The 18,154-nt window shown below is 70.8% G+C and carries 18 protein-coding genes and 1 pseudogene; 7 read left to right on the forward strand and 12 right to left on the reverse strand.

The features are described 5' to 3' along the window. Positions 1–28: 28 nt before the first annotated feature. Genes ACWGR4_RS33300 through ACWGR4_RS33320 form a run of 5 tightly spaced genes read right to left on the reverse strand, consistent with a single transcriptional unit; the run spans position 29 to position 4,584 of the window. On the reverse strand, positions 29–547 hold the full coding sequence (locus ACWGR4_RS33300; protein WP_452129736.1) for a flavin reductase family protein: 519 nt from the start codon (positions 545–547) through the stop codon (positions 29–31). Further along, positions 544–924 carry a cupin domain-containing protein gene (locus tag ACWGR4_RS33305; RefSeq protein ID WP_452129737.1) on the reverse strand — a complete coding sequence of 127 codons (381 nt, stop codon included), beginning with the start codon at positions 922–924 and terminating at the stop codon, positions 544–546. Before ACWGR4_RS33305 ends, ACWGR4_RS33300 begins: the two co-directional genes overlap by 4 nt. After that, positions 921–3,083: a 4-hydroxyphenylacetate 3-hydroxylase N-terminal domain-containing protein gene (locus ACWGR4_RS33310; RefSeq protein ID WP_452129738.1), complete on the reverse strand. Its 2,163-nt coding sequence runs from the start codon at positions 3,081–3,083 to the stop codon at positions 921–923. The genes ACWGR4_RS33305 and ACWGR4_RS33310 overlap by 4 nt, the downstream gene beginning before the upstream one ends. Next, a complete protein-coding gene (locus tag ACWGR4_RS33315; RefSeq protein ID WP_452129739.1) occupies positions 3,080–3,919 on the reverse strand; it encodes a carbon-nitrogen family hydrolase in 840 nt (279 codons plus the stop codon). The genes ACWGR4_RS33310 and ACWGR4_RS33315 overlap by 4 nt, the downstream gene beginning before the upstream one ends. Next, on the reverse strand, positions 3,919–4,584 hold the full coding sequence (locus ACWGR4_RS33320; RefSeq protein ID WP_452129740.1) for a GntR family transcriptional regulator: 666 nt from the start codon (positions 4,582–4,584) through the stop codon (positions 3,919–3,921). Before ACWGR4_RS33320 ends, ACWGR4_RS33315 begins: the two co-directional genes overlap by 1 nt. Positions 4,585–5,218: 634 nt before the next feature. Here ACWGR4_RS33320 and ACWGR4_RS33325 point away from each other — a divergent pair. Next, on the forward strand, positions 5,219–5,350 hold the full coding sequence (locus ACWGR4_RS33325; RefSeq protein ID WP_452129741.1) for a hypothetical protein: 132 nt from the start codon (positions 5,219–5,221) through the stop codon (positions 5,348–5,350). A 347-nt stretch (positions 5,351–5,697) separates the two neighbouring features. Beyond that, positions 5,698–6,045, forward strand: a complete 348-nt coding sequence (locus tag ACWGR4_RS33330) for a hypothetical protein (protein WP_452129742.1) — start codon at positions 5,698–5,700, stop codon at positions 6,043–6,045. Positions 6,046–6,175: 130 nt separating this feature from the next. On the opposite strand, the gene ACWGR4_RS33335 is transcribed toward ACWGR4_RS33330, so the two are convergent. After that, complete coding sequence (locus ACWGR4_RS33335; RefSeq protein ID WP_452129743.1) at positions 6,176–6,448, reverse strand: SH3 domain-containing protein; 273 nt, start codon at positions 6,446–6,448, stop codon at positions 6,176–6,178. A 67-nt stretch (positions 6,449–6,515) separates the two neighbouring features. On the opposite strand from ACWGR4_RS33335, the gene ACWGR4_RS33340 reads away from it, so the two are divergent. After that, positions 6,516–6,866, forward strand: coding sequence for a hypothetical protein (locus tag ACWGR4_RS33340; protein ID WP_452129744.1), 351 nt, complete (start codon positions 6,516–6,518; stop codon positions 6,864–6,866). Between the two features lie 942 nt (positions 6,867–7,808). Further along, positions 7,809–8,234, forward strand: coding sequence for a PPOX class F420-dependent oxidoreductase (locus tag ACWGR4_RS33345; RefSeq protein ID WP_452129745.1), 426 nt, complete (start codon positions 7,809–7,811; stop codon positions 8,232–8,234). On the opposite strand, the gene ACWGR4_RS33350 is transcribed toward ACWGR4_RS33345, so the two are convergent. The 4 genes and pseudogenes from ACWGR4_RS33350 to ACWGR4_RS33365 all read right to left on the reverse strand — a co-directional run bounded on the left by ACWGR4_RS33350 (position 8,166) and on the right by ACWGR4_RS33365 (position 11,394). Next, complete coding sequence (locus ACWGR4_RS33350; protein WP_452129750.1) at positions 8,166–8,519, reverse strand: phosphotransferase; 354 nt, start codon at positions 8,517–8,519, stop codon at positions 8,166–8,168. The genes ACWGR4_RS33345 and ACWGR4_RS33350 overlap by 69 nt on opposite strands. Before the next feature lie 453 nt (positions 8,520–8,972). After that, positions 8,973–9,812, reverse strand: coding sequence for an ABC transporter permease subunit (locus ACWGR4_RS33355; protein ID WP_452129746.1), 840 nt, complete (start codon positions 9,810–9,812; stop codon positions 8,973–8,975). 67 nt (positions 9,813–9,879) lie between these two features. Further along, positions 9,880–10,546 (reverse strand): annotated as a pseudogene (locus ACWGR4_RS33360) (IS5 family transposase); the annotation flags it as partial. Between the two features lie 305 nt (positions 10,547–10,851). Further along, positions 10,852–11,394 (reverse strand): SHOCT domain-containing protein, encoded by a 543-nt coding sequence (locus ACWGR4_RS33365; protein WP_452129747.1) that lies wholly within the window; start codon positions 11,392–11,394, stop codon positions 10,852–10,854. A gap of 448 nt (positions 11,395–11,842) precedes the next feature. On the opposite strand from ACWGR4_RS33365, the gene ACWGR4_RS33370 reads away from it, so the two are divergent. Next, complete coding sequence (locus ACWGR4_RS33370) at positions 11,843–12,841, forward strand: alpha/beta hydrolase family protein (protein WP_452129748.1); 999 nt, start codon at positions 11,843–11,845, stop codon at positions 12,839–12,841. Between the two features lie 705 nt (positions 12,842–13,546). Here ACWGR4_RS33370 and ACWGR4_RS33375 read toward each other — a convergent pair. Beyond that, positions 13,547–15,085: a flavin monoamine oxidase family protein gene (locus ACWGR4_RS33375; protein ID WP_452134036.1), complete on the reverse strand. Its 1,539-nt coding sequence runs from the start codon at positions 15,083–15,085 to the stop codon at positions 13,547–13,549. Between ACWGR4_RS33375 and ACWGR4_RS33380 the strand changes: the two genes are divergently transcribed. Continuing rightward, positions 14,982–15,302 carry a hypothetical protein gene (locus ACWGR4_RS33380; protein ID WP_452134037.1) on the forward strand — a complete coding sequence of 107 codons (321 nt, stop codon included), beginning with the start codon at positions 14,982–14,984 and terminating at the stop codon, positions 15,300–15,302. The two genes, ACWGR4_RS33375 and ACWGR4_RS33380, sit on opposite strands and share 104 nt — an antisense overlap. A gap of 51 nt (positions 15,303–15,353) precedes the next feature. Here ACWGR4_RS33380 and ACWGR4_RS33385 read toward each other — a convergent pair whose 3' ends face one another. Next, positions 15,354–15,743: a DUF302 domain-containing protein gene (locus ACWGR4_RS33385; RefSeq protein ID WP_452134034.1), complete on the reverse strand. Its 390-nt coding sequence runs from the start codon at positions 15,741–15,743 to the stop codon at positions 15,354–15,356. A gap of 127 nt (positions 15,744–15,870) precedes the next feature. On the opposite strand from ACWGR4_RS33385, the gene ACWGR4_RS33390 reads away from it, so the two are divergent. Continuing rightward, a complete protein-coding gene (locus tag ACWGR4_RS33390; RefSeq protein ID WP_452134035.1) occupies positions 15,871–18,063 on the forward strand; it encodes an MMPL family transporter in 2,193 nt (730 codons plus the stop codon). The last annotated feature ends 91 nt before the right edge of the window (positions 18,064–18,154 follow it).

Raw genomic sequence — 18,154 nt, forward strand, 5'->3', positions numbered from 1 at the left:
GAGATGGGATTCGTGCCTCGGACGGCTCTCAGAAGAACCAGTGCTCGGGCTCGCGGTCGTGCGGAACGACGTCGGCGAACCTGCCGCCGTGGAAGCCGAGCGCGTCGCCCGAGCGGACGCACGTGTCGAGGACCGCGCCGAGCACGATCATGTGATCCCCGGCATCGATGATCCGTTCCACGTCGCACTCGAGGTGCGCCAGCGCGTTCGGGACGACAGGCACTCGGTGGGTGCCGTATTCCGGGGCGAGCCCGGCGAAGTGGTCCTCCCCGCGGCGGGCGAAGCGCAGGGCGATGTCCTGTTGCCGGTCGGAGAGGATGTTGACCACGAACCTGCCTGAGACCGCCACCGCGTCGGCGCTGCGCGCACCGTGGTTGAAGCAGACCAGCAGCAGCGGGGGTTCCAGTGAGACCGAGGTCAGCGAGTTGACCGTCATGCCGTGCGGCCGCCCGTTCTCCTCGGTGGAGATCACCGCGACGCCGGTGGCAAAGGTACCCATGGCCCGGCGCATGGTCGTCGGGTCGACGAGCGAGGGTGTCATCGTCATCTTCTCTCCTCCGGTCTCGGGTTCGGCTCCCGCGAGGCCGGGTAGCGGACCTCGAAGGTGAGCACCCCCTCGTCGGAGCGCCAAGGGCCGTGTGGCATGCCCGGTGGCCGGCACGCGTATCGGCCGGCGGTGAACGTCTCGCCCAGCGTCAGGTCCACGAAGGAGCCCTCGAGGATGTAGACCTCCTCCCAGAAGTCGTGCCGCTGGACCCCCATCGGGGTGGAGTCGGCGCCGGGCGCGTAGCGCAGGATCCGGGTGGCGACACCGGTTTCCGGATCGCGCGCGAGGATTCGCTCGGTGATGAGCGGGTCGCCCCCGGGGCAGACCGTGAACTCCACGTCCTGCACGCGGAAGAACTCCAGTTCGGGCTTGTTCACGCGACCGCCTCGCCGGCACTGGTGCCGGCGGCGGACGGGGCCGGCACGCCGTAGGACGCCAGGAACTTCTCGACGGCGCGTACCGGGCCGGCGTAGTCGAAGTTGCGGAACGCGTAGCCCTTCACCACGAAGGGCGCGCCGGCGTAGAAGAGTTCGTACTGCTGGTGCCGCCCGGCGAACTCGCTGCCGATCGCGTCCCAGACCAGCTTGAACAGCTTGACCCGCTCGATCGAGGAGATGTCGGGGCCACTCACGTAGCGCTCCATGTCCCCGGCGGTGTCCGCGTTGACCAACTCGGCGACACTGGAAGGGACTTGCAGCACGCCGCCGCCGACGAGGTCGCGCAGGATGTTGATCACACGCGGGTGGATCTCGGCCTGTAGGCCCATGGCGCCGTACAGCGCCTGCGCGCCCGGGCGGAACAGGCCCTGCGCGTCGGCCGCGGCGGTGTGTTCGGCGGCGAGTACACCGGACTCGACCACGGAGACCAAACCCGCGAGTTCGCCCAGCTTCTCCACGACACCGGGGAAGGTGTCCACGCCGTTGACCGCGGCCACCTTACGAGCCAAACCGGCGAGGAAGCGGAGCTTGGTGGCGAAGCGGATCTGCGCCTGCCAGTTGCCCAGCACGTGCGCCGCGGTGTCGAAGAACTGCCTGTGCAGGCCGGGGACATCCTTGTAGACGAACACGTTCTCCCACGGGATGAACACGTCGTCGAACACGAGCAGGGCGTCCGTCTCGTCGTATCGGGTGCTCAGCGGGTAGTCGAACTCGTCGGTGGCGCCCGGGGCGTAGGGCCGGCGGCAGTACAGGGTGAGCCCGGCGGCGCCGACCGGCACGGTGAACGAGACGGCGAAGTCGGTGTCGTCGGGGCGCAGCGGCTTGATGCAGGACACCAGGATCTCGTCGGCCACCGCGCCACCGGTGGCCAGCATCTGCGCGCCGCGTACGACGATTCCGTCCTCGCGTTCCTCCTTCACTCCCACCTGGACGAAGTCCCCCTCCCACGCCTGCGTGGCGGCGGCGCGGGAGACTTGAGGCGGGATGATCGCGTAGGAAACGTACAGATCGTTCTCGACGATCCGTCGGTGGAACGCGGTCACGTTCGCCGCCAGGCCGCGTTCGTCGGCGAACGCCTCGGGGTGGGCGGCGAACGCCGCGACGAACGCCCCGACGTGGTCGGGCGAGCGGCCCACCCAGCCGCTCGTGTGGTCGGCCCACACCTGGGCGGCGTCGCGCCACGCGCGCAGTTCCTCGGCGCTGCGCGGCGGCAGGAACAGCCGGTTCACCGGTCGGCCGGTCTCGGGGTCGCGGGTTTGGATGCCGTTGGCCGGGTCGGCGGCCAGGTCGAGGAGTTCGCCCACGGTGCGGGCGATGGAGGCGAAGGCCGGATGGTCGGCCACGTGCGCGACGGGGGTTCCGTCGACGATCACCCGACGTCCGTCGTCGAGAGAGGTCAGATAGTCGGTTCCGGAGCGCATGCGGGAACTCCTCACACGGGTGTCGTAGCTGAATTCGATCGGGGCATGACCGGGGATCTCCAGGCGCATGCGCCACGTGCGGCCGTAGCGAAACGTTCCGTCACGCAGCGGCATGGTGCCGCCGAACAGGACGAGGGTGTCGTCGGCGGGGGCATCGTGCTCCCATGCCGCCAGCACCTCGGTGATCGGCAGGAGTTGCGCCAGCGTGCCTTCCTGGTAGAGATCGCCGTCCACCCAACTGCGGGCGACGACAGCGTCCCAGTCGACGGCGCCGGGGTCGGTGCCGAGGTCGACGACGGTGGTCGCGAGCGGTTTGGGGCAGGCGGCCTTGGACGCGCGGATGTCGAGGATCTCGAGTTCGCGGTCGGTGTGGTCGGATCCCACGGTCAGGTAGTGGCGGCCGTCGGCGCGGATCAGCACGGGCTCGATCTCGCCGGAGGTGCGGGCGCCGTCCACCACGACGTCCGCGTTCGTGCTCAGTCGGTCGGGGTCGATGTCGTAGAAGGCGGGGATCGATTCGGGTTCGGGTACGCCGATCGCGGCGAGTTCCGCTATGTGGTGCCGGACCGCGGCGGTGTCGCGACCGGCGTAGCCGGCCACCACCAGCCGGGTCGGGGCGACCTCGACGGGCGCGCCGTCGGTGGTGTGTAGTCGCAGCCGCGGGGCGGTGCGGGTCATGTGTGCTCCTTCGCCGCGCTCGGGGCGGCGGAATCGGGCCCGTCGGCGGAACCCGTCCAACGACGGTCCGCCAGAGCGGGGAAATCGGCGCGCACACGCTCGGGGAGCTCGGGGTCGAGGTCGGCGAAGGTGAAGCCCTCGTTCTCGCCCGCCTCGACCACGACCCGGCCGGTGGGATCCACCACCCGGCTGTGTCCGCCGAGCGCGACACCGGACTGCTCGCCCACCGCGTTGCAGGCGACGACGTACATCTGCTCCTCCACGGCGCGCACGGTCGTGAACAGCCGCCAGTGCTCCAGCCGGGCCTTCGGCCATGCGGCGCAGACCGCCACCTGCCGCGCGCCCGCGTCGACGAGGCTGCGGTAGAGCTCGGGGAACCGCAGGTCGTAGCAGGTGGTGATGCCCGTGGCGAGCCCGGCCACGTCGCTGGTGCCGATGGTGGTCCCGGGTGTGAGCAGTGTGGACTCGCGGGACCCGTAGCCGAACAGGTGGACCTTGCGGTAGGTGTTCTCGACCGTTCCGTCGGGGCCGACGACGGCCGAGGTGTTGTACAGCCGGCCGTGTTCGTCGACCTCGACGAAGCTGCCCAGATGGATCCCGACGCCGATCTCGCCCGCCCACCGCCGCGCGGCGGCCAGGATGGGGCCCTCGAAGGGTTCGGCGCGGGACGCGTAGTGCTCGAAGGCGAAATAGCCGACCGTCCACATCTCCGGAAGGATCAGCAGATCGGTTCCGCGCAGGGCCCGTTCGGCCAGTACGGTGCGCCCGACGCGGGCGAGGCGATCCGCCGGCGACTCGTCGTCGGGACTGGCCACCTGAAGCAGGGCGACACGCATCAACGCCTCCCTGGGGAGGGCAGCAGGTTCAGCGTGCGAAGCGTGCTCGCCAGGTGTGTCCGCAGCGCGGTCGCCGCGGCCTCGGGGTCGCCGCCACGCAGCGCCTCGACGATCGTGCGGTGCTCATCCAGGACGACGGCGGGCCTGCCCTCGGTGCCGGCGAGCGCCGACAGACCCATCCTTACCTGGCGCTCGCGCAACGATTCGTAGAAACCGGTGACGATCGGATTGCCCGCCTGGGCCACGATCACCCGGTGGAACGCGCGGTCGGCCTCGATGAACCGCCGGGGATCGTCGATGAGCCCGGCCTGTTCGGTCAGCAGCTTCTCGAGCTCGGGCACGAGCAGTTCGGCGACCGCGGCGGAGCGGCGGACGCACCAGTCCTCCAGCAGTTGACGGGCCTCCATGGCGGCGTTGACCTCGGGGTCGGAGATCGCCGGCACCAGGATTCCCCGCTTGGGAATGATCTGTACGAACCCCTCGGTGTCCAGCCGCAACAGGGCTTCGCGCACGGGTGTGCGGGACGTCTGCGTCGCCGCGGCGATCTCCGATTCCGACAGGAACACACTGTCGGTGCGGGGAATGCTGGAAATGTGTTGCTTAAGCCATTCATAGGCCACCATCTGCGCGGATGCCGCCCGCGTCGTCGTTCGCGCTCCACTCATAGACCGAATGTATGCAAGCTGTGTGCAGACGTCAAGCCCCTGCGCGGCAGCGGAATCCTGCGGGCTCCGGCCGGTCGTCAGGGTGTTCGGACCACGACCGAACCCCGCCGTATGCGGGATCGCCGGGTGATCGATTCGAAGTCGCGGTGGCGTCGATCGGCGGCGGCGCCAGGACGGATCATCGGCGGTGCGGTCGGCTGCTCGGGACGATGTCCCTGTATGTGGTGGGGACGAGCCTCCCGTAGACGGAACCGCCGTACCGGTACGCCGGACACCGGGAGCGACCGGGATTGGGAAAGCCGCGGCTGCCGTTGTCCAGGACGCTCCCGCCCGCCTGGCCGGCGGCGACCCGGGCGACCTCCACGGCGATGATGCGGTCACAGCGGTGATCTCGGCGGTGGGACCCGGGGCCGTGACGCGCCGGGCACGAGCCTCCGCCGCCGCACGGGGCACACAGGGCGCCCGTTCGCCGAACTCCCAGAACTTGCAGAGGGGTTGGTCTCCGAAGTGGCAAAAATACGACGCTTCGGGGGCCGGCCGTGCCGGCGTGGGCGTGTCGGATGAATCCGCCGGACTCCGACACGCCGGCGCGGTCGAAGCGTCGGTAGTCGCAGCGCCGGAGCAGTCTTTCGACGTGATCAACGAGGACGAACGCGACTGGATCCGCGCCGACCTCGCCGCGCGGCGCTTCCTCCACTCGCAGGGCCATCCGAGGATTCCGGTCGACGCAGGCGACGGGCACGACCACGGCTATCCCGTCGGGTGATGGGCCGCCGTGCAACGACGCGAGTACGCCGCGGGACGCCTGCACAAGGACCGGGTGCGCAAGCTCGTCATGCTCGGAATGGTCCGGTCACACCCCGACGCCGCCTTTGACGACGGACTCGCCACCGCCAGACGCTACCTCCAACGCGTCGGACACCTCGCAGCACCACAAAACGCCATCCAGGACGGCGTCAGGATCGGACAATGGCTCGCCAACCCAACGCCGACACGGGGTGATGGACAACCACCCCGAACGCGAAGCTTCGCTGAGGAAGTTGGACCCATGGTGGAAGCCCGACGGATGGACCATCGCCTGCAACGCGCGGCGGCGCTGAGGGTCGGTGTCCGTTGAGTGCACGATCGGTGCACGCCTGCGACGGACCGACCGACGACGCCGGCGAACCGTTGCTGGGGTGGGTGGCCGCGTGCGGCGGCGCCGAGGACTCCGCGCTCGGATGCGCGGTGCACCTCGGGGAGCTGCTGGTGGTGTGGGACCCCGGGGAATGGCACGGCATCTCGTCACACGGCTCCCCCTACGACACCGCGACCGTGGCGTCGGCGGCCGAGCGGATCGTGGCCGAGGTCGCCGACGGGGCGGTGGATCGTGGCCCCCGGCCGGACGACGAGGTGTTGCCCCGTCGGGCCGCGCGGGACGAGTTGGTGCGGGCGGCGCGCGGGGACGACCCGAACCGCTGACAGCCTGTCTTTGACCTCCGTCGTGGCGCGGACGAGGGTTCGGGAGTCCTGGATTGCGGGGCAGACGCCGAACGCGCCGGCTCCGGCGTGGTCGAACGGACGCATCCGGGACGGCCGGAGTCTTTGCTGTTCAGCCGGTATCCCCGTTGGTCACGTCCCCGCAGAGCGGGACGTTGCCGGTGTTGTCGACGAAGCGGGCTGTGACCCATCCGGGCCGGTCTCGGAGCAGGTACCAGATGTCGTTGCCGTCGATGTTCCGGGCTCGTACCTTGCACCGCAGACCCACCGTGGAGCCATGGGGCAACCGGTCGACGACAGAGGAGTCGGTACTCGGAAACTCGCGCACGTTCACCCCGCTCTCGCTGACCACGGTGCCGTACGGCTGATGCGGCGTGGAAGCCATCTTTTCCTCCTGGACAACAAGCCGACTCGGTACACCGCACCTCCCCGGGAATACGGAGAGTAAAACCTTGAGCACCGAGTGCATCCACCCGGTCCGATGTCGGCACGGCTTGCATACCTTCACCGAGTCGGACGCGGCCGGCGGCACGACCGCGCGGCCAGGGCCCGGAGCGTCCGTCGTCCACCACCTCGCCGGCGTCTCGGTGCGCCGCCCCGACCCGGACGAGACCGTGCTGCGGTTCCACGACCTGTGGCGCGCCGAACGCGACACGCCGCCCCCGGCGACGGACCGACTGACCGTTGGGGCACTGCTCGGGGCCTGCCTACCCGACCCAGACGACACCGAGACGGTCCTGCGCGAGACGGGCCTGGACCCCGACACCGAACCGTCCGCCGTCCAGAGATCCTCACGATCCTGACCGCCCTCGGCACCCAATGGCAGACCCTGCGCGACGCATGGCAAAGCCTGCGCGGCGAACTCGCCGACGCCCACGCCCGAATCGCCGAACTCCGCGACGCCCCGGCCCGGCCCGGTCTCGCCGAGCTGCTGCACAACCTGGGCGTCGCCCTGAACGACGCGGGCCGGCATCGGGACGCGGAGGGCGCGTTGGCCGAGGCCGTCGCCCTCCGCCGCGACCTCACCGAACACGAGCCCGTGACATACCGCCCCAATCTCGCCGCCCCCCCCGCGCCCGCCCGTACGCCGCATCGACTGAGCAGGCCGCATGCATGATCCGCCGCCTCTCGCTTCACCGGGCCCCTGCGAACGGGTCCGCAGCACCGGCCGGTGATCCGCTCCTGCGACTCGAACGGCTCCGGGCGCTGCTTGCCTCGGTGCCCTGACACCTGCGGAATTCGAATCCCGCGCAGGCTCTGACGGGCCCGCCTGCTGCCGCGGACCGTCGTACCGTCATCGGCCGGCGCCGGTTCGGCCGTCCTGCCGTACGCGGAAATTCGGACGTCGCAATATCGACTACGTCCGGAATATGCCCTGCCCGATCATCTCCGAGCGACGGCCGAAACGCAGCATCAGGCGCCATGGCGAAAACGCGAAGATAGACGAGGACCGGCAGGCTCGCGATCGCCGCGACCGAGCCGTCCATGCGGAGCGACCGCGACGCAGCCGAGGTGATCCGGTCGATCGGTGGCCGGTGGCAGCGACTGCGGTCGTGCTCGGCTCCGTGTCCCCCCCTACGCGCAGCCGCGTCACGTCACGTCACGTCACGGGTGCGCGTAGGGGGGTTGTCGGTCGTTGCGGCCCGGCACCGGTATCGGAAACGGTCGTTGTACCCCGCGGCGCCATCCGTTGTCGCATCCCGTGCCGTGGGGTGCGAGACGCCCACCCGAAAGGGGCCCTTTCCATGCCGGCCGCACTCTCCGACGATCTCAAGGGGCTCGTCGACGACAACCCCGTCTTCGCGACGGTGGCCACGATCCAGCCCGACGGCAGCCCGCAGCTGTCGGAGACCTGGCTCACGCGCGACGGCGACGACCTGCTGATCTCCACGACCGTGGGCCGCAGGAAGGAACGAAACCTGCGCAGGGACCCGCGCGTCGCCGTGATGATCAACCCGCCCGACGCGCCGTACACCTACGCCGAGGTGCGTGGCACCGCCACCCTCGGTACGGAAGGCGGCGCGGAGCTGATCGACGAACTATCGCGCAAGTACACGGGCAAGGACTACGCGCACTTCAACCCCGCCTCCGCCGACGACACCTCACGCGTTGTCGTCCGGATCACCCCGCGCAAGGTCGTCGGCTCGATCCAGACGGCCGGCGGGACGTGAGGGCAAGTACGCCTGTCCGGCCTCGGCCGGAAGATCCCATACAGGCGCGTGCTCGGCGTCGGGGAAGCCGACCGAGAGGCTTCCGAAGTCGATGACGGCGTGCATCCCTCCCCGTCTGACCAGAAGGTTGGTTGGCTTGAGGTCTCCATGGAGCCACACGTGGCCACCGGATGACTCGGGCAAGGCGAGCGCGCTCTGCCACAGGTGTCGTGGGTGCGCGATGTCGAGGTCGAGGCCCTGGAGAGTTCGGCAGTCGTCGAAGCACCGGCCGATCCACCGGTCAATCGCCGCGGCCGTCTCGTTCCTCGCCGGCCGTCCGCTACGTCACCGGCAGCGACTGGACCGTCGACGGCGGCTTGACCGCCTGACCCACCCGAGGCCGGGCGCCGCCGACGCTCGGCCGCATCGGCGGCGCCGACACAGTGGCCGACCACAGAGGCATCCGCTTCCCGACGCGGACATCGCCGAGGCCGAGAAGCTCCGCCCGGTACGACAACGACAGACGGAGCGCGTTCGTGGAAACGCGTGTGCCCTGTCGTGTCCGTGAACCGGGGGGAACGTGCATCGCCGCCGGGTCCGCCCGTCGTCGGGTCTCCGGGAACCTCCGACCGTCGCCGGTGCGGATCGGCGCGGACGGCTGAGAGGTCGCACCCGACGTTCGTCGGGTGCGACCCTTCGCGTTGTCACGGCCCGACCGGCCGGCGTTCGGCGGTCGTCAGCCGCGTCGGGCGGATCCGGTCACACGTCGCGGGTCTTCAACCGCACGCCGCCGGCGATCAACGCGATGCCCGCGTAGACCGCGATCAGGGACAGCGATGCCCACGGGCCAGGGCCACCGGTGTCGCCGCCGCCGTCGATCAGTTTGATCAGCGCAAACATCGGCGAGTACTGCATCACCTTGTCGCCGCCGGACGGCAGCATCGGACCGATGATCATCGGCAGCAGGATGATGCCCAGCAGTGCGGTGATCGCGCCCGCCGAGTGGCGCAGCAACGTGCCGAGCCCGAGCCCGAACAGGCCGATCACCGCGAGGTAGAGCGAACTGCCCACGACGCTGCGGAAGAAGTCGGAGTCCTCCGCGGCGGAGTCGCCGATCCGTGAGGTCAGCATCGTGTCGCCGATCACCGCCGCGAGGGTGGTGGCGACCAGGGAGACCACGAGGATCAGGCCGGCGAATACCAGGGCCTTGGCGAGCAGGACCCGGATCCTGCGTGGATGGGCGGTCAGCGTGGTGCGGATCATGCCGGTGGTGTACTCGGCGGCGATGGTCAGCACGCCCAACGTGGCCGCCGCGATCTGCGCGATCATCACGCCGATCAGCGAGATCGAGACGTAGTCGTCCTTGACCTTCGGGTCCGCGACGCCGCCGAGCAGCACTCCCAGGCCCAGAATCAGCACGACCATCACCAGCAACGTCCACACCGTGGAGCGCACCGTGCGGATCTTGGTCCACTCGGACAGCAGCACCCGGGCGAAGTCCGCCTTGCCGTCGTCGAGTCGCCCCGGCTCCCGCCCCTGCCCGGTCGACGGGTGAGGGCCCTGCCGTTCATGCGTCGGGTGCGAAGCACCCCGGGGCATGGGGGGCGCGTGTTCCGTGCCATCGCTCAGCCCTCGCTTCCGGTGGATCGGGGCATGGACGGTGAACCGACCGGCGCGGCTCCTCGTAGTCGCGGGCCGGTCGACGGTGGACATGAGCCATCCGTAGATGCCCTCCACCGCCCAGCGTTTCGGGATCGGGGTGAATCCCCTGGTCCCGGGGGCGCGTGCGGAGATTTCCATGTCGATGCCGAGGGTGGCCGCGTGCTCGACGAGGTGTCGGCGATGGCCGCCGTCGACTCGGGTCTTGCGGATCGTGGCATGGGATGCGGCGACCCGGTCGAGCAGTCGGGCGCCGGCGATCGAGTCCTGCACGCCGGCCTCGGTGACCAATACCGTGAGCAGGAGGCCGAGTGTGTCGGTGACGATGCTGCACTTCCCGCCCACGATCCTCTTCGCGGCGTCGACGCCCTTCCCGGCGGCAGGGACGTTGGTGGAGGTCTCGACGCTCTGCGCGTCGATCGCACAGGCCGACGGCTCCGCATCGCGTCCCTCTCGTTCCCGCACCAACTCCCGCAGCAGGCCGTTGAGTCGGGCGAGGACACCGTCCTTCTCCCATTTGGCGAAGTAGCCGTAGACCATGACCCGGGGTGGGAAGTCGTGCGGCAGGTGACGCCACTGGACCCCTGCGCGGTCCACGTACAGGACGCGTTCAAGATCTCGTGCAGTTCGTGTCGGGGCGGGCGGCCGTAGTCCAGTGCCCGGCCGCGGCGCTCCGTCGATGGTGTACGGCGCCCCAGCGACGGCGACCCCGGCTCCCTTCGGTGTGTCGCCCCCACCCTGGAGGCGTTCTACTTCCTCGACGAGGCGGTCACCGTCAGGTATGCCACGTTCGGCCGGGCGCACCCATCCTGGATCCCGGATTCGGTCAGGGGCGGCGAGGTCGGGGGATCCGCGAACGGCGGTCGCCGCCCACCGGAGCATGGGCGTGGACCGCCCGGGGCCGTGGGCCGGGGTTCGCCGCGTCAGGGAGCGAGAGCGCCACCGGCCCGGCACGCGGTCGACCGGTCACCCCGCACCCTCAACTCTCGATGAGCCGCCGCTTCGCCGCGGCGAACTCCTCGTCGGTCAGCGCCCCGGCGCGATGCAGGGTGGCGAGGCGTTCGAGGCCGTCCAGTATCGCGGAACCACCGCCGGCCCCGCGCGCAGGCTCGGTCGGCGGCGCCGCGGTCGGCGACGCCTGCTGCTCCCGGAGCGCGGCGTCGACCACCGCCTCGCGCAGTCTCGCCACGAACGCCGGGCCGTCGGCGACGTTTTCCCAACTGTGTGCACCGCTGATGGCGGTCACCTTGACCACGTTGCCCGAGAGTCGGGACGTGCCGAGGGCGACGTCGGTGACGCCGGACAGCGGCACCGCCACGCCGGGCTTGCCCTCCTTCACGTACATCAGACGATGCGTGGTGAGCACGAGCGTGCCGTTGGTCCACTCGTCACGCCCGCGCGCGGAGGTCACCACGACGGGCGCCTCGCCGGGGACCGCGGTGTTGTCCATCGGCTGCATCACGGTGTTCTGCGCGCCGCCCATCTGGTCGAACGCGAAGTCCGCCAGCACTTCCCAATCCATCCCAACCACCTCGATTTCCACTGAACCAATGACCATCCGACCCGGCCCCGTCATAGCGCTGGTAGATCCTCGGCTCCGCCTCGCCCGAGCCGCGCGGCAGCAACGCCCGACAACGGGCCGCGAGTTCGCGGGTCCGGGCGCCGGGCTGTGGCTGTGGCTGCGGCTGCGGCTGCGGCTGCGGCTGCGGCTGCGGCGACAGTTCCGGCGACGGCATCGTCTCTTGTCCCTCTTCTGCCCTCTGCGCACTGAGCTCTCATTTATGAAACGATCGTATCGCATACGATAGTTTTTGTATCGATCGCCCAAGGGAGAGTGACCAATGACCCATCCCGACCCCGAGTGCCCGCCCGGAGCCCGATCCGCCGTCGAGCCCACCGGGACACCAACGCCCAGGCCCCGCCTCCGCAGCCGCCGTTGGTTTCGCGCCGTAGCCTGGTCGGTGGCCGGCGTGGTGTTCGTCGCCGTGGCCCTCGGCGGCGTCGTGGTGTGGCAGAACACGTTCGACCTCGACGAGGAAAATGTCACCATCAGCCAGGGCGGCCACACCCTCGAAGGCGTATTGGCCAAGCCCAAGGGCAAAGGACCGCACGGCCTCGTCGTGTTCGTCCACGGCGACGGCCCGACCAACGCGACCCACGACGACGGCTACCGGCCGATCTGGGAGTCCTTCGCCAAGGCCGGCTACGCGTCGCTGTCCTGGCACAAGCCCGGCGTCGCCGGAGCGCCCGGCGACTGGTTGGCGCAGTCCATGGACGACCGAGCCGACGAGACCGCCGCCGCCATCGCCTGGGCCCGCGCGCGTACCGACATCGACGGCCGCCGGGTCGGCCTGTGGGGCGCCAGCCAGGGCGGCTGGGTGATGCCGAAGGTCGCCGCCCGAACCCGGATCAGCTTCGTCATCGGCGTCTCACCCGCGATCAACTGGCTCCGCCAGGGCCGCTACAACCTGCTGTCCGAACTGCGCGAGAAGGGGGCCTCGCCCGCCGAGGTCGACCGGGAGGTGGCCAAGAGCGACACGATTCGCCGACTGCTCGCCGAACATGCCGACCATCGGCGCTACATCGCGACCGTCGGCACCGAAGGCGCCATGAGCGAGGCCCGCTGGGGCTTCGTCTCCCGCAACAACACCTCGGATGTCACGGCCGACCTGCCCGCGCTGCGCGGCATACCCGTGCTCCTAATCCTCCCCGACCACGACGTCAACGTGGACGTCGCCGACACGGAGGCCGGATACCGCCGCGAACTCGACGCCTCCGGAGCCCTGACGGTCAAGCACTACGAGAACGCCACCCACGACCTGGTCAAGAAGAACCTGGAGGACTCCGAAATCAAGATCACCCTCGTGGCCCTCTTCGCCCCCCGCTCACTGTTCGCCGACGGCTATCTCGCCGACCAACGAAACTTCCTCCGCAACATCGAACCCGCGTCCGCCGCCACCTCCCAGTGAGGTTGTCGAGCCACCGCCAAAGCCACGAAGTCGAGAGCGCGAGGGGAACGTCGACTCGTCGGACGGTCGGGGACCTTGGGGCGAGCTTGCGGCTCGTGTCACCGGCGGTGGCGGCCGGGAACTCGGCGCCCGGAAGCAGGCCCATTCCGGGCATGTCCGAGATCACTTCGACGAGTTCGTGCTCGCGAAACCGGGCGCAATGGGCTTGTCGATCTCGGCGATCCGCTCATTGAGACCCATCACCTCCTTCGCCGGGGCGAGGATCACCCGAGCGGTGATCCTCGCCCCGGGGCCGACGGTGTGCCCGGCGGTCGGTGAGGACCCGCGGTGCGATGGCGTGTTCGTCTTCCGGCTGCAGGACGGTCGGGTCGTGGCCCATCCGGACCTGGTCGGCGATGACCGTGGCGCCTTTGGCGACACTCCTGTACGTCAAGCCGATCATGTCCGGCTGTCGTCCTGCGGGCACGGCGGTCGCAGCCACCGCAGTTGGGCCGGTTGCCGTTGGCCTTGCCGGAGCCGGCGGGTGCAGGCGGCCAAGGCACCACCGGACAACCATGGTCGAACGTGAGCCCCGATCGCATGCACGGTGCGATCGGGGTCACGCGGTGTCCGGGGTACGGTCGGCCGCCGGAGGGCGGAGTGAATATTGGACCGACTGATCGGTCCAATTTTGCGTCGGGATTCGCCGCCGACGTCGGCCGAATCTCAGCCGGCCAGCGCCCGGGCGTGTACCTTCTCCACCGCCTGGCGCGCCGACACCATCGAACCGTGTTGCCAGCCCAGCATGTTGCTGAGCCAGTCCCCCGCGAAGAACACGCGGCCGCGCGGATCGGTCAGCGGGCGAAAGCGCGCGGAGTTGACGACGGCGTTGTGCTGCGGGTCGGCCGGCTGCCAACCACCCTCGATGAACGGCTCCAGGCCCCACATCACCGACAGCGAACTAGCCGGCTCCGTACGGGCCTTCGAGCCGTGCACCCGGACGTTGCGGGCCACCGCCTCGGCCGCGCGACGGTCCGGGGGAAGCGCCTGGATCGTGCCGTCCGCGCCTTCGAAGTAGGCGACCATCACGCCGCGGTCGGCGTGCAGGTCGCCGGACGGATACCACAACGATCCGTCCTTGCCGTAGGAGGTCAGGCCACCGTAGACGGCGAAGTCGTCCTCCCACCACCGACTGCGATACTCGAGGCCGATCTTGCCGGGGTATTCCGCCAGGAATCCGCGCAGCAGCACACTCGCCTCGGCGGGCAGTCCGGCGATGCGCGCGGCGACCAGCGGGGGCGTGGTCACGATGCAGTAGTCGACGTCGAGTACGCCGCTTGCCGCGCCACGATGGGTGAGCCGGGTCCCGTGCGGGCCGTCGGTGATCGCGGTCACCTCGACACCGCAGCGGATTCGCTGCCGGCCGATCGCGTCGGCCGGCGCCAGGGCGATCCGGTCCATGCCGCCGACCGGCTGGAGCAGGGTCGACGCCATGTCGAACTCGACGTCCAGGTACCAGTGTCGGGTGAGCTGATCGGCGAACACCCGGTCCAGCGAGCCCGGCGGCGGCAGCTCTTCGCCGGGCGATCCGGCGGCGCCCGGTGGCACCGCGAAGCCGCGCCGACGCGGGTCGGCCGAGTAGGCGTGGCCGTGGGCACGGTCGCCGAGCGAGCCCATCGCTTCCAGGAACCCGAGCAGTCGCTCCTTGTCGGCCGCCGTCAGCTGCCGGTCCAAGGCGCCCTGGTCGGTGGCCTTGGCCAGCAGTTCGGCGACCACGCCGTAGGCGTCCGCTCGCGCGGTCTGCAGGCGCATCGGCGGGCCAGGTGGGCCGTCCGGGTCGAAGACGAAGGTGTTGGTGTTGGAGATCGAGAACACCTCCAGGGGTACGCGCAGTTCGCGGCAGTAGTCGGTGCTGACCGACCACTGCGGCAACATCGCGGGTCCAGCGTTGAAGTACTGGCCGGGGGCGAACCGGGCCTGCTGGGTCACGCCCTTGGTGTCGGTGATGGTGTCGCCGCGCCGGAGGGTCAGGCTGCGACCGCCGATCCTGGGGCGGGCGTCCAGGACCGTGACGTCGCACCCGGCCTTGCCCGGTTCGTACGCGGCGGTCAGACCCGCCACACCCGCGCCGACCACCGCGACACGTGCCGCGCTGCGGCCGGTGAGCCCGAAGTCGGACGCGGGGGGGCACGGTCGGTGGTCGGCCGTCGAGGAGGCCGCCCCGGTCCTGCACGCCCTCGGGCGCGGTGAGGAGGCGATCGCGATGGTGCGCGCGCACGCCGAGGGCGGCGAACGCGACGCTTGGAACTCCCTGGCCCGACTCCTGGCCGACAACGACCGCATCGACGAGGCGATCGAGGCGCTGCGCCCGCGCCTGAGCGACTGGTACCACCTGGCGGCTCTGGTCGAGATCTCCGAGGACCGCGGGCGCGGGCGGTGCCGGCGGCGATGCGCAGGGCCCGTCCGGTCGGGCCGCTCATGAAGGTGAGGAAGGTCATCTGCTGCTCTTGGTCCCGGCGTCGGGTACGGCTGGTCACGCGACGAGGGCGGCGAGGGCCGCGTCGAGGCGGCCGGCCGCGTCGAGGGCGACCGGCTCCAGGGCCGCGTCGCCGCTGAGCGCGACCATGGTCATGGGGTCCAGTGCCTGGACGAGGGTGCGCTCGCCGTCGCGGCGCACGACCACGTTGCACGGCAGCAGCAGCCCGATGGCGCGATCGGCTTCCAGAGCGCGGTGGGCGAGCGCCGGGTTGCAGGCACCGAGGATCAGGTAGTCCTCCATCTCGGCGCCGAGCTTGGCCCGGAGCGTCGCGGTGACGTCGATCTCGGTGAGCACGCCGAACCCGTGGGCGGCGAGCGCGTCGCGTACCGCGGCGACGGTGGTGGTGAAGTCGGTGTCGACGCGCACGGTGCGGTCGTAGCCCATGTCAGGCCTCCTTCGGTGAATCCCGAGCAGTCCCCAATATACCCCCACCCGTATTTTTGTATACCGGTGGGGGTATCGACTACCGTGGTCTTGAACGTACCCCCGGGGGTATCCACCAGGAGGCTTTGTGACGACCACCGACCCCACCCGCGCCACGGCGCGGAACGCGACCGCGCCGCAGCCCGGCGCCGCAGCCGACCCGTCGACGCGTCTCGGGCTCCTCGGGCGCCTCGGCATTCTCGCCGCCGGGCGTCTGCGCCTGGTCGCGGTGCTGTGGCTGGCGCTGGTCGCCGGACTGGGCGCGTTCGCCCCGCAGGTCACCTCCGCCCTCGCCGGCGCGGGCTGGCAGGCGAACGGCTCGGAGTCCGTCCAGGTGCGCGACCTGGCCCGGGCGCACTTCGGCGGGAACGCCTCGTCGGCGCTCCAGGTGGTCGTCGCGGCCGACCGTCCGGTCGACGACCCGTCCGTACGCGCCGTCGTCGACCGCGCCACCGTCCTGCTGCGCGCGGACTCCCGCATCGCGGAGGTCATCCCGCCACAGAGCGGCGTCACCATAAGCCCCGACGGGCGCACCGCGATCCTGCTCGCCGGCGCCCGGGCCGACACCAACGACATGGTCCGGGCCGCCGACGACCTCAAGGGGCCGCTCGCCGCCCTGTCCGGCGGCGGCGTCGAGGTCTCCGCGACCGGGGCCTCGGTCCTGTGGAGCGACTTCAACAAGGCCAACCACGACGCGATGATCAAGTCCGAGATGCTGTCCTGGCCCGTCACCCTCGCGATCCTGGTCCTCGCGTTCGGGTCGCTGGTGGCGGCCGGACTGCCGTTGCTGCTCACCCTCGCGGGACTCGCCGCGTCCGCCGGAGCGCTGGTACTGCTCAACCACGTCACGCCCACGTCGGTGTGGGCGATGAACTTCGCGATGATGTTCGCCCTGGCACTCGGCATCGACTACGCGCTGTTCCTCGTGGTCCGGTTCCGCGCGGCCCTGGCCCGGCACGGCGACGGGCGACGCGCGGTCGGCGAAACCATGGACACCGCCGGCAAGGCCGTCCTGCTGTCCGGCGCGACCGTGCTGGTGAGCCTGTCCGCGGTGATGCTCGTCCCGGCCCCCGCGTTCCGCTCCATGGCGCTGGGCATCATGCTGGCCGTCGCCTTCGTCCTCGCCGCCACCCTCACACTGCTCCCCGCCGTGCTGGGCCGCCTCGGCCACAAGGTCAACGCCGCCGCCCCGCCCTGGACCCGCCGCAACGCCGACCGGGCCGGCGCCTCCGTCGCGTTCACCTCTTGGGGCGAGCGGCTGTGGCGCCACCCGCTGCGCTACGGCCTCCCCGCCCTGCTGGTCCTGATCGCCCTCGCAGCCCCGATCATCGGGCTGCGCACCGCCATGCCGTCCATCACGGTGGTCCCCGAGGACTCCTCGGCCCGCACCGGATACACCGCCGTCCAGCAGGCGTTCGGCCGCGGCGCCCCCGGCATGCTCCAGATCGTCACGCCCACGGCCGCGGCCGACGCCACCGCCGCCGCGCTCGCCGGCGACCCAGGGGTCGCCGCGGTCATGCCCGCCCGGCACGCTGACGACGGCTCCGCCCTGACCCTGCTCCAGGCCATGCCGGCCGTCGACCCGTCCGACCCGCACCTGGCCGACACCGTCGACCGCCTGCGCGGCACCCTCCCCGACGACGCGAAGGTCGGGGGCGCGGCCGTGGAGAACCTCGACCTCCAGGCCACCCTCGACGCCAAGACCCCGCTCGTCCTGGGCGTCGTCCTCGGACTCGGCTTCCTCCTGCTGGTCCTCGCCCTCCAGGCCCCGCTCGCCGCGCTGCTGGGCACCGCCACCAGCCTGCTGGCCACCGCCGCCGCGTTCGGCGCCGCGCGCCTGATCTTCCAGGACGGCCACGGTTCCGGCTTCCTCGGCTTCACCCCCCAGGGCTTCCTCGACGGTTGGGCCCCGGTGTTCTTCTTCGCGATGATCTTCGCCATCGCCATGGACTACACCGTCTTCCTGCTCGCCTCCGCCAAGGAGCACTACGAGAAGACCCGCGACCCCCGCCAAGCGGTCGTCGGCGCGCTCGGCCACTCCGGACGCGTCATCTTCGCCGCCGCCGCGGTCATGGTCGCGGTCTTCTTCACCTTCGCCCTCTCCGGACCACTGCCCCCCAAGGAGATGGGCATCGTCCTGGGCCTGGCCGTGCTGCTCGACGCCGCCCTGGTACGCCTCGTCCTGCTGCCCGTCCTCCTGCGCCTGACCGGCCACGCGGCCTGGTGGAGCCCGAGGTGGCTGCGCCGGGTCCTCCCCGACGTCCGCTTCTCCCACGACTGACCCGCCCGTCGGCGGGGCTTCGGGGGGGGGGGGGGGGGGGCCCCCCCCCCCCCCCCCCCCCCCACCCCCCCCCCCCCCAAACCCCCCCGGG

This window comes from Embleya sp. NPDC055664 (genome assembly GCF_053618075.1).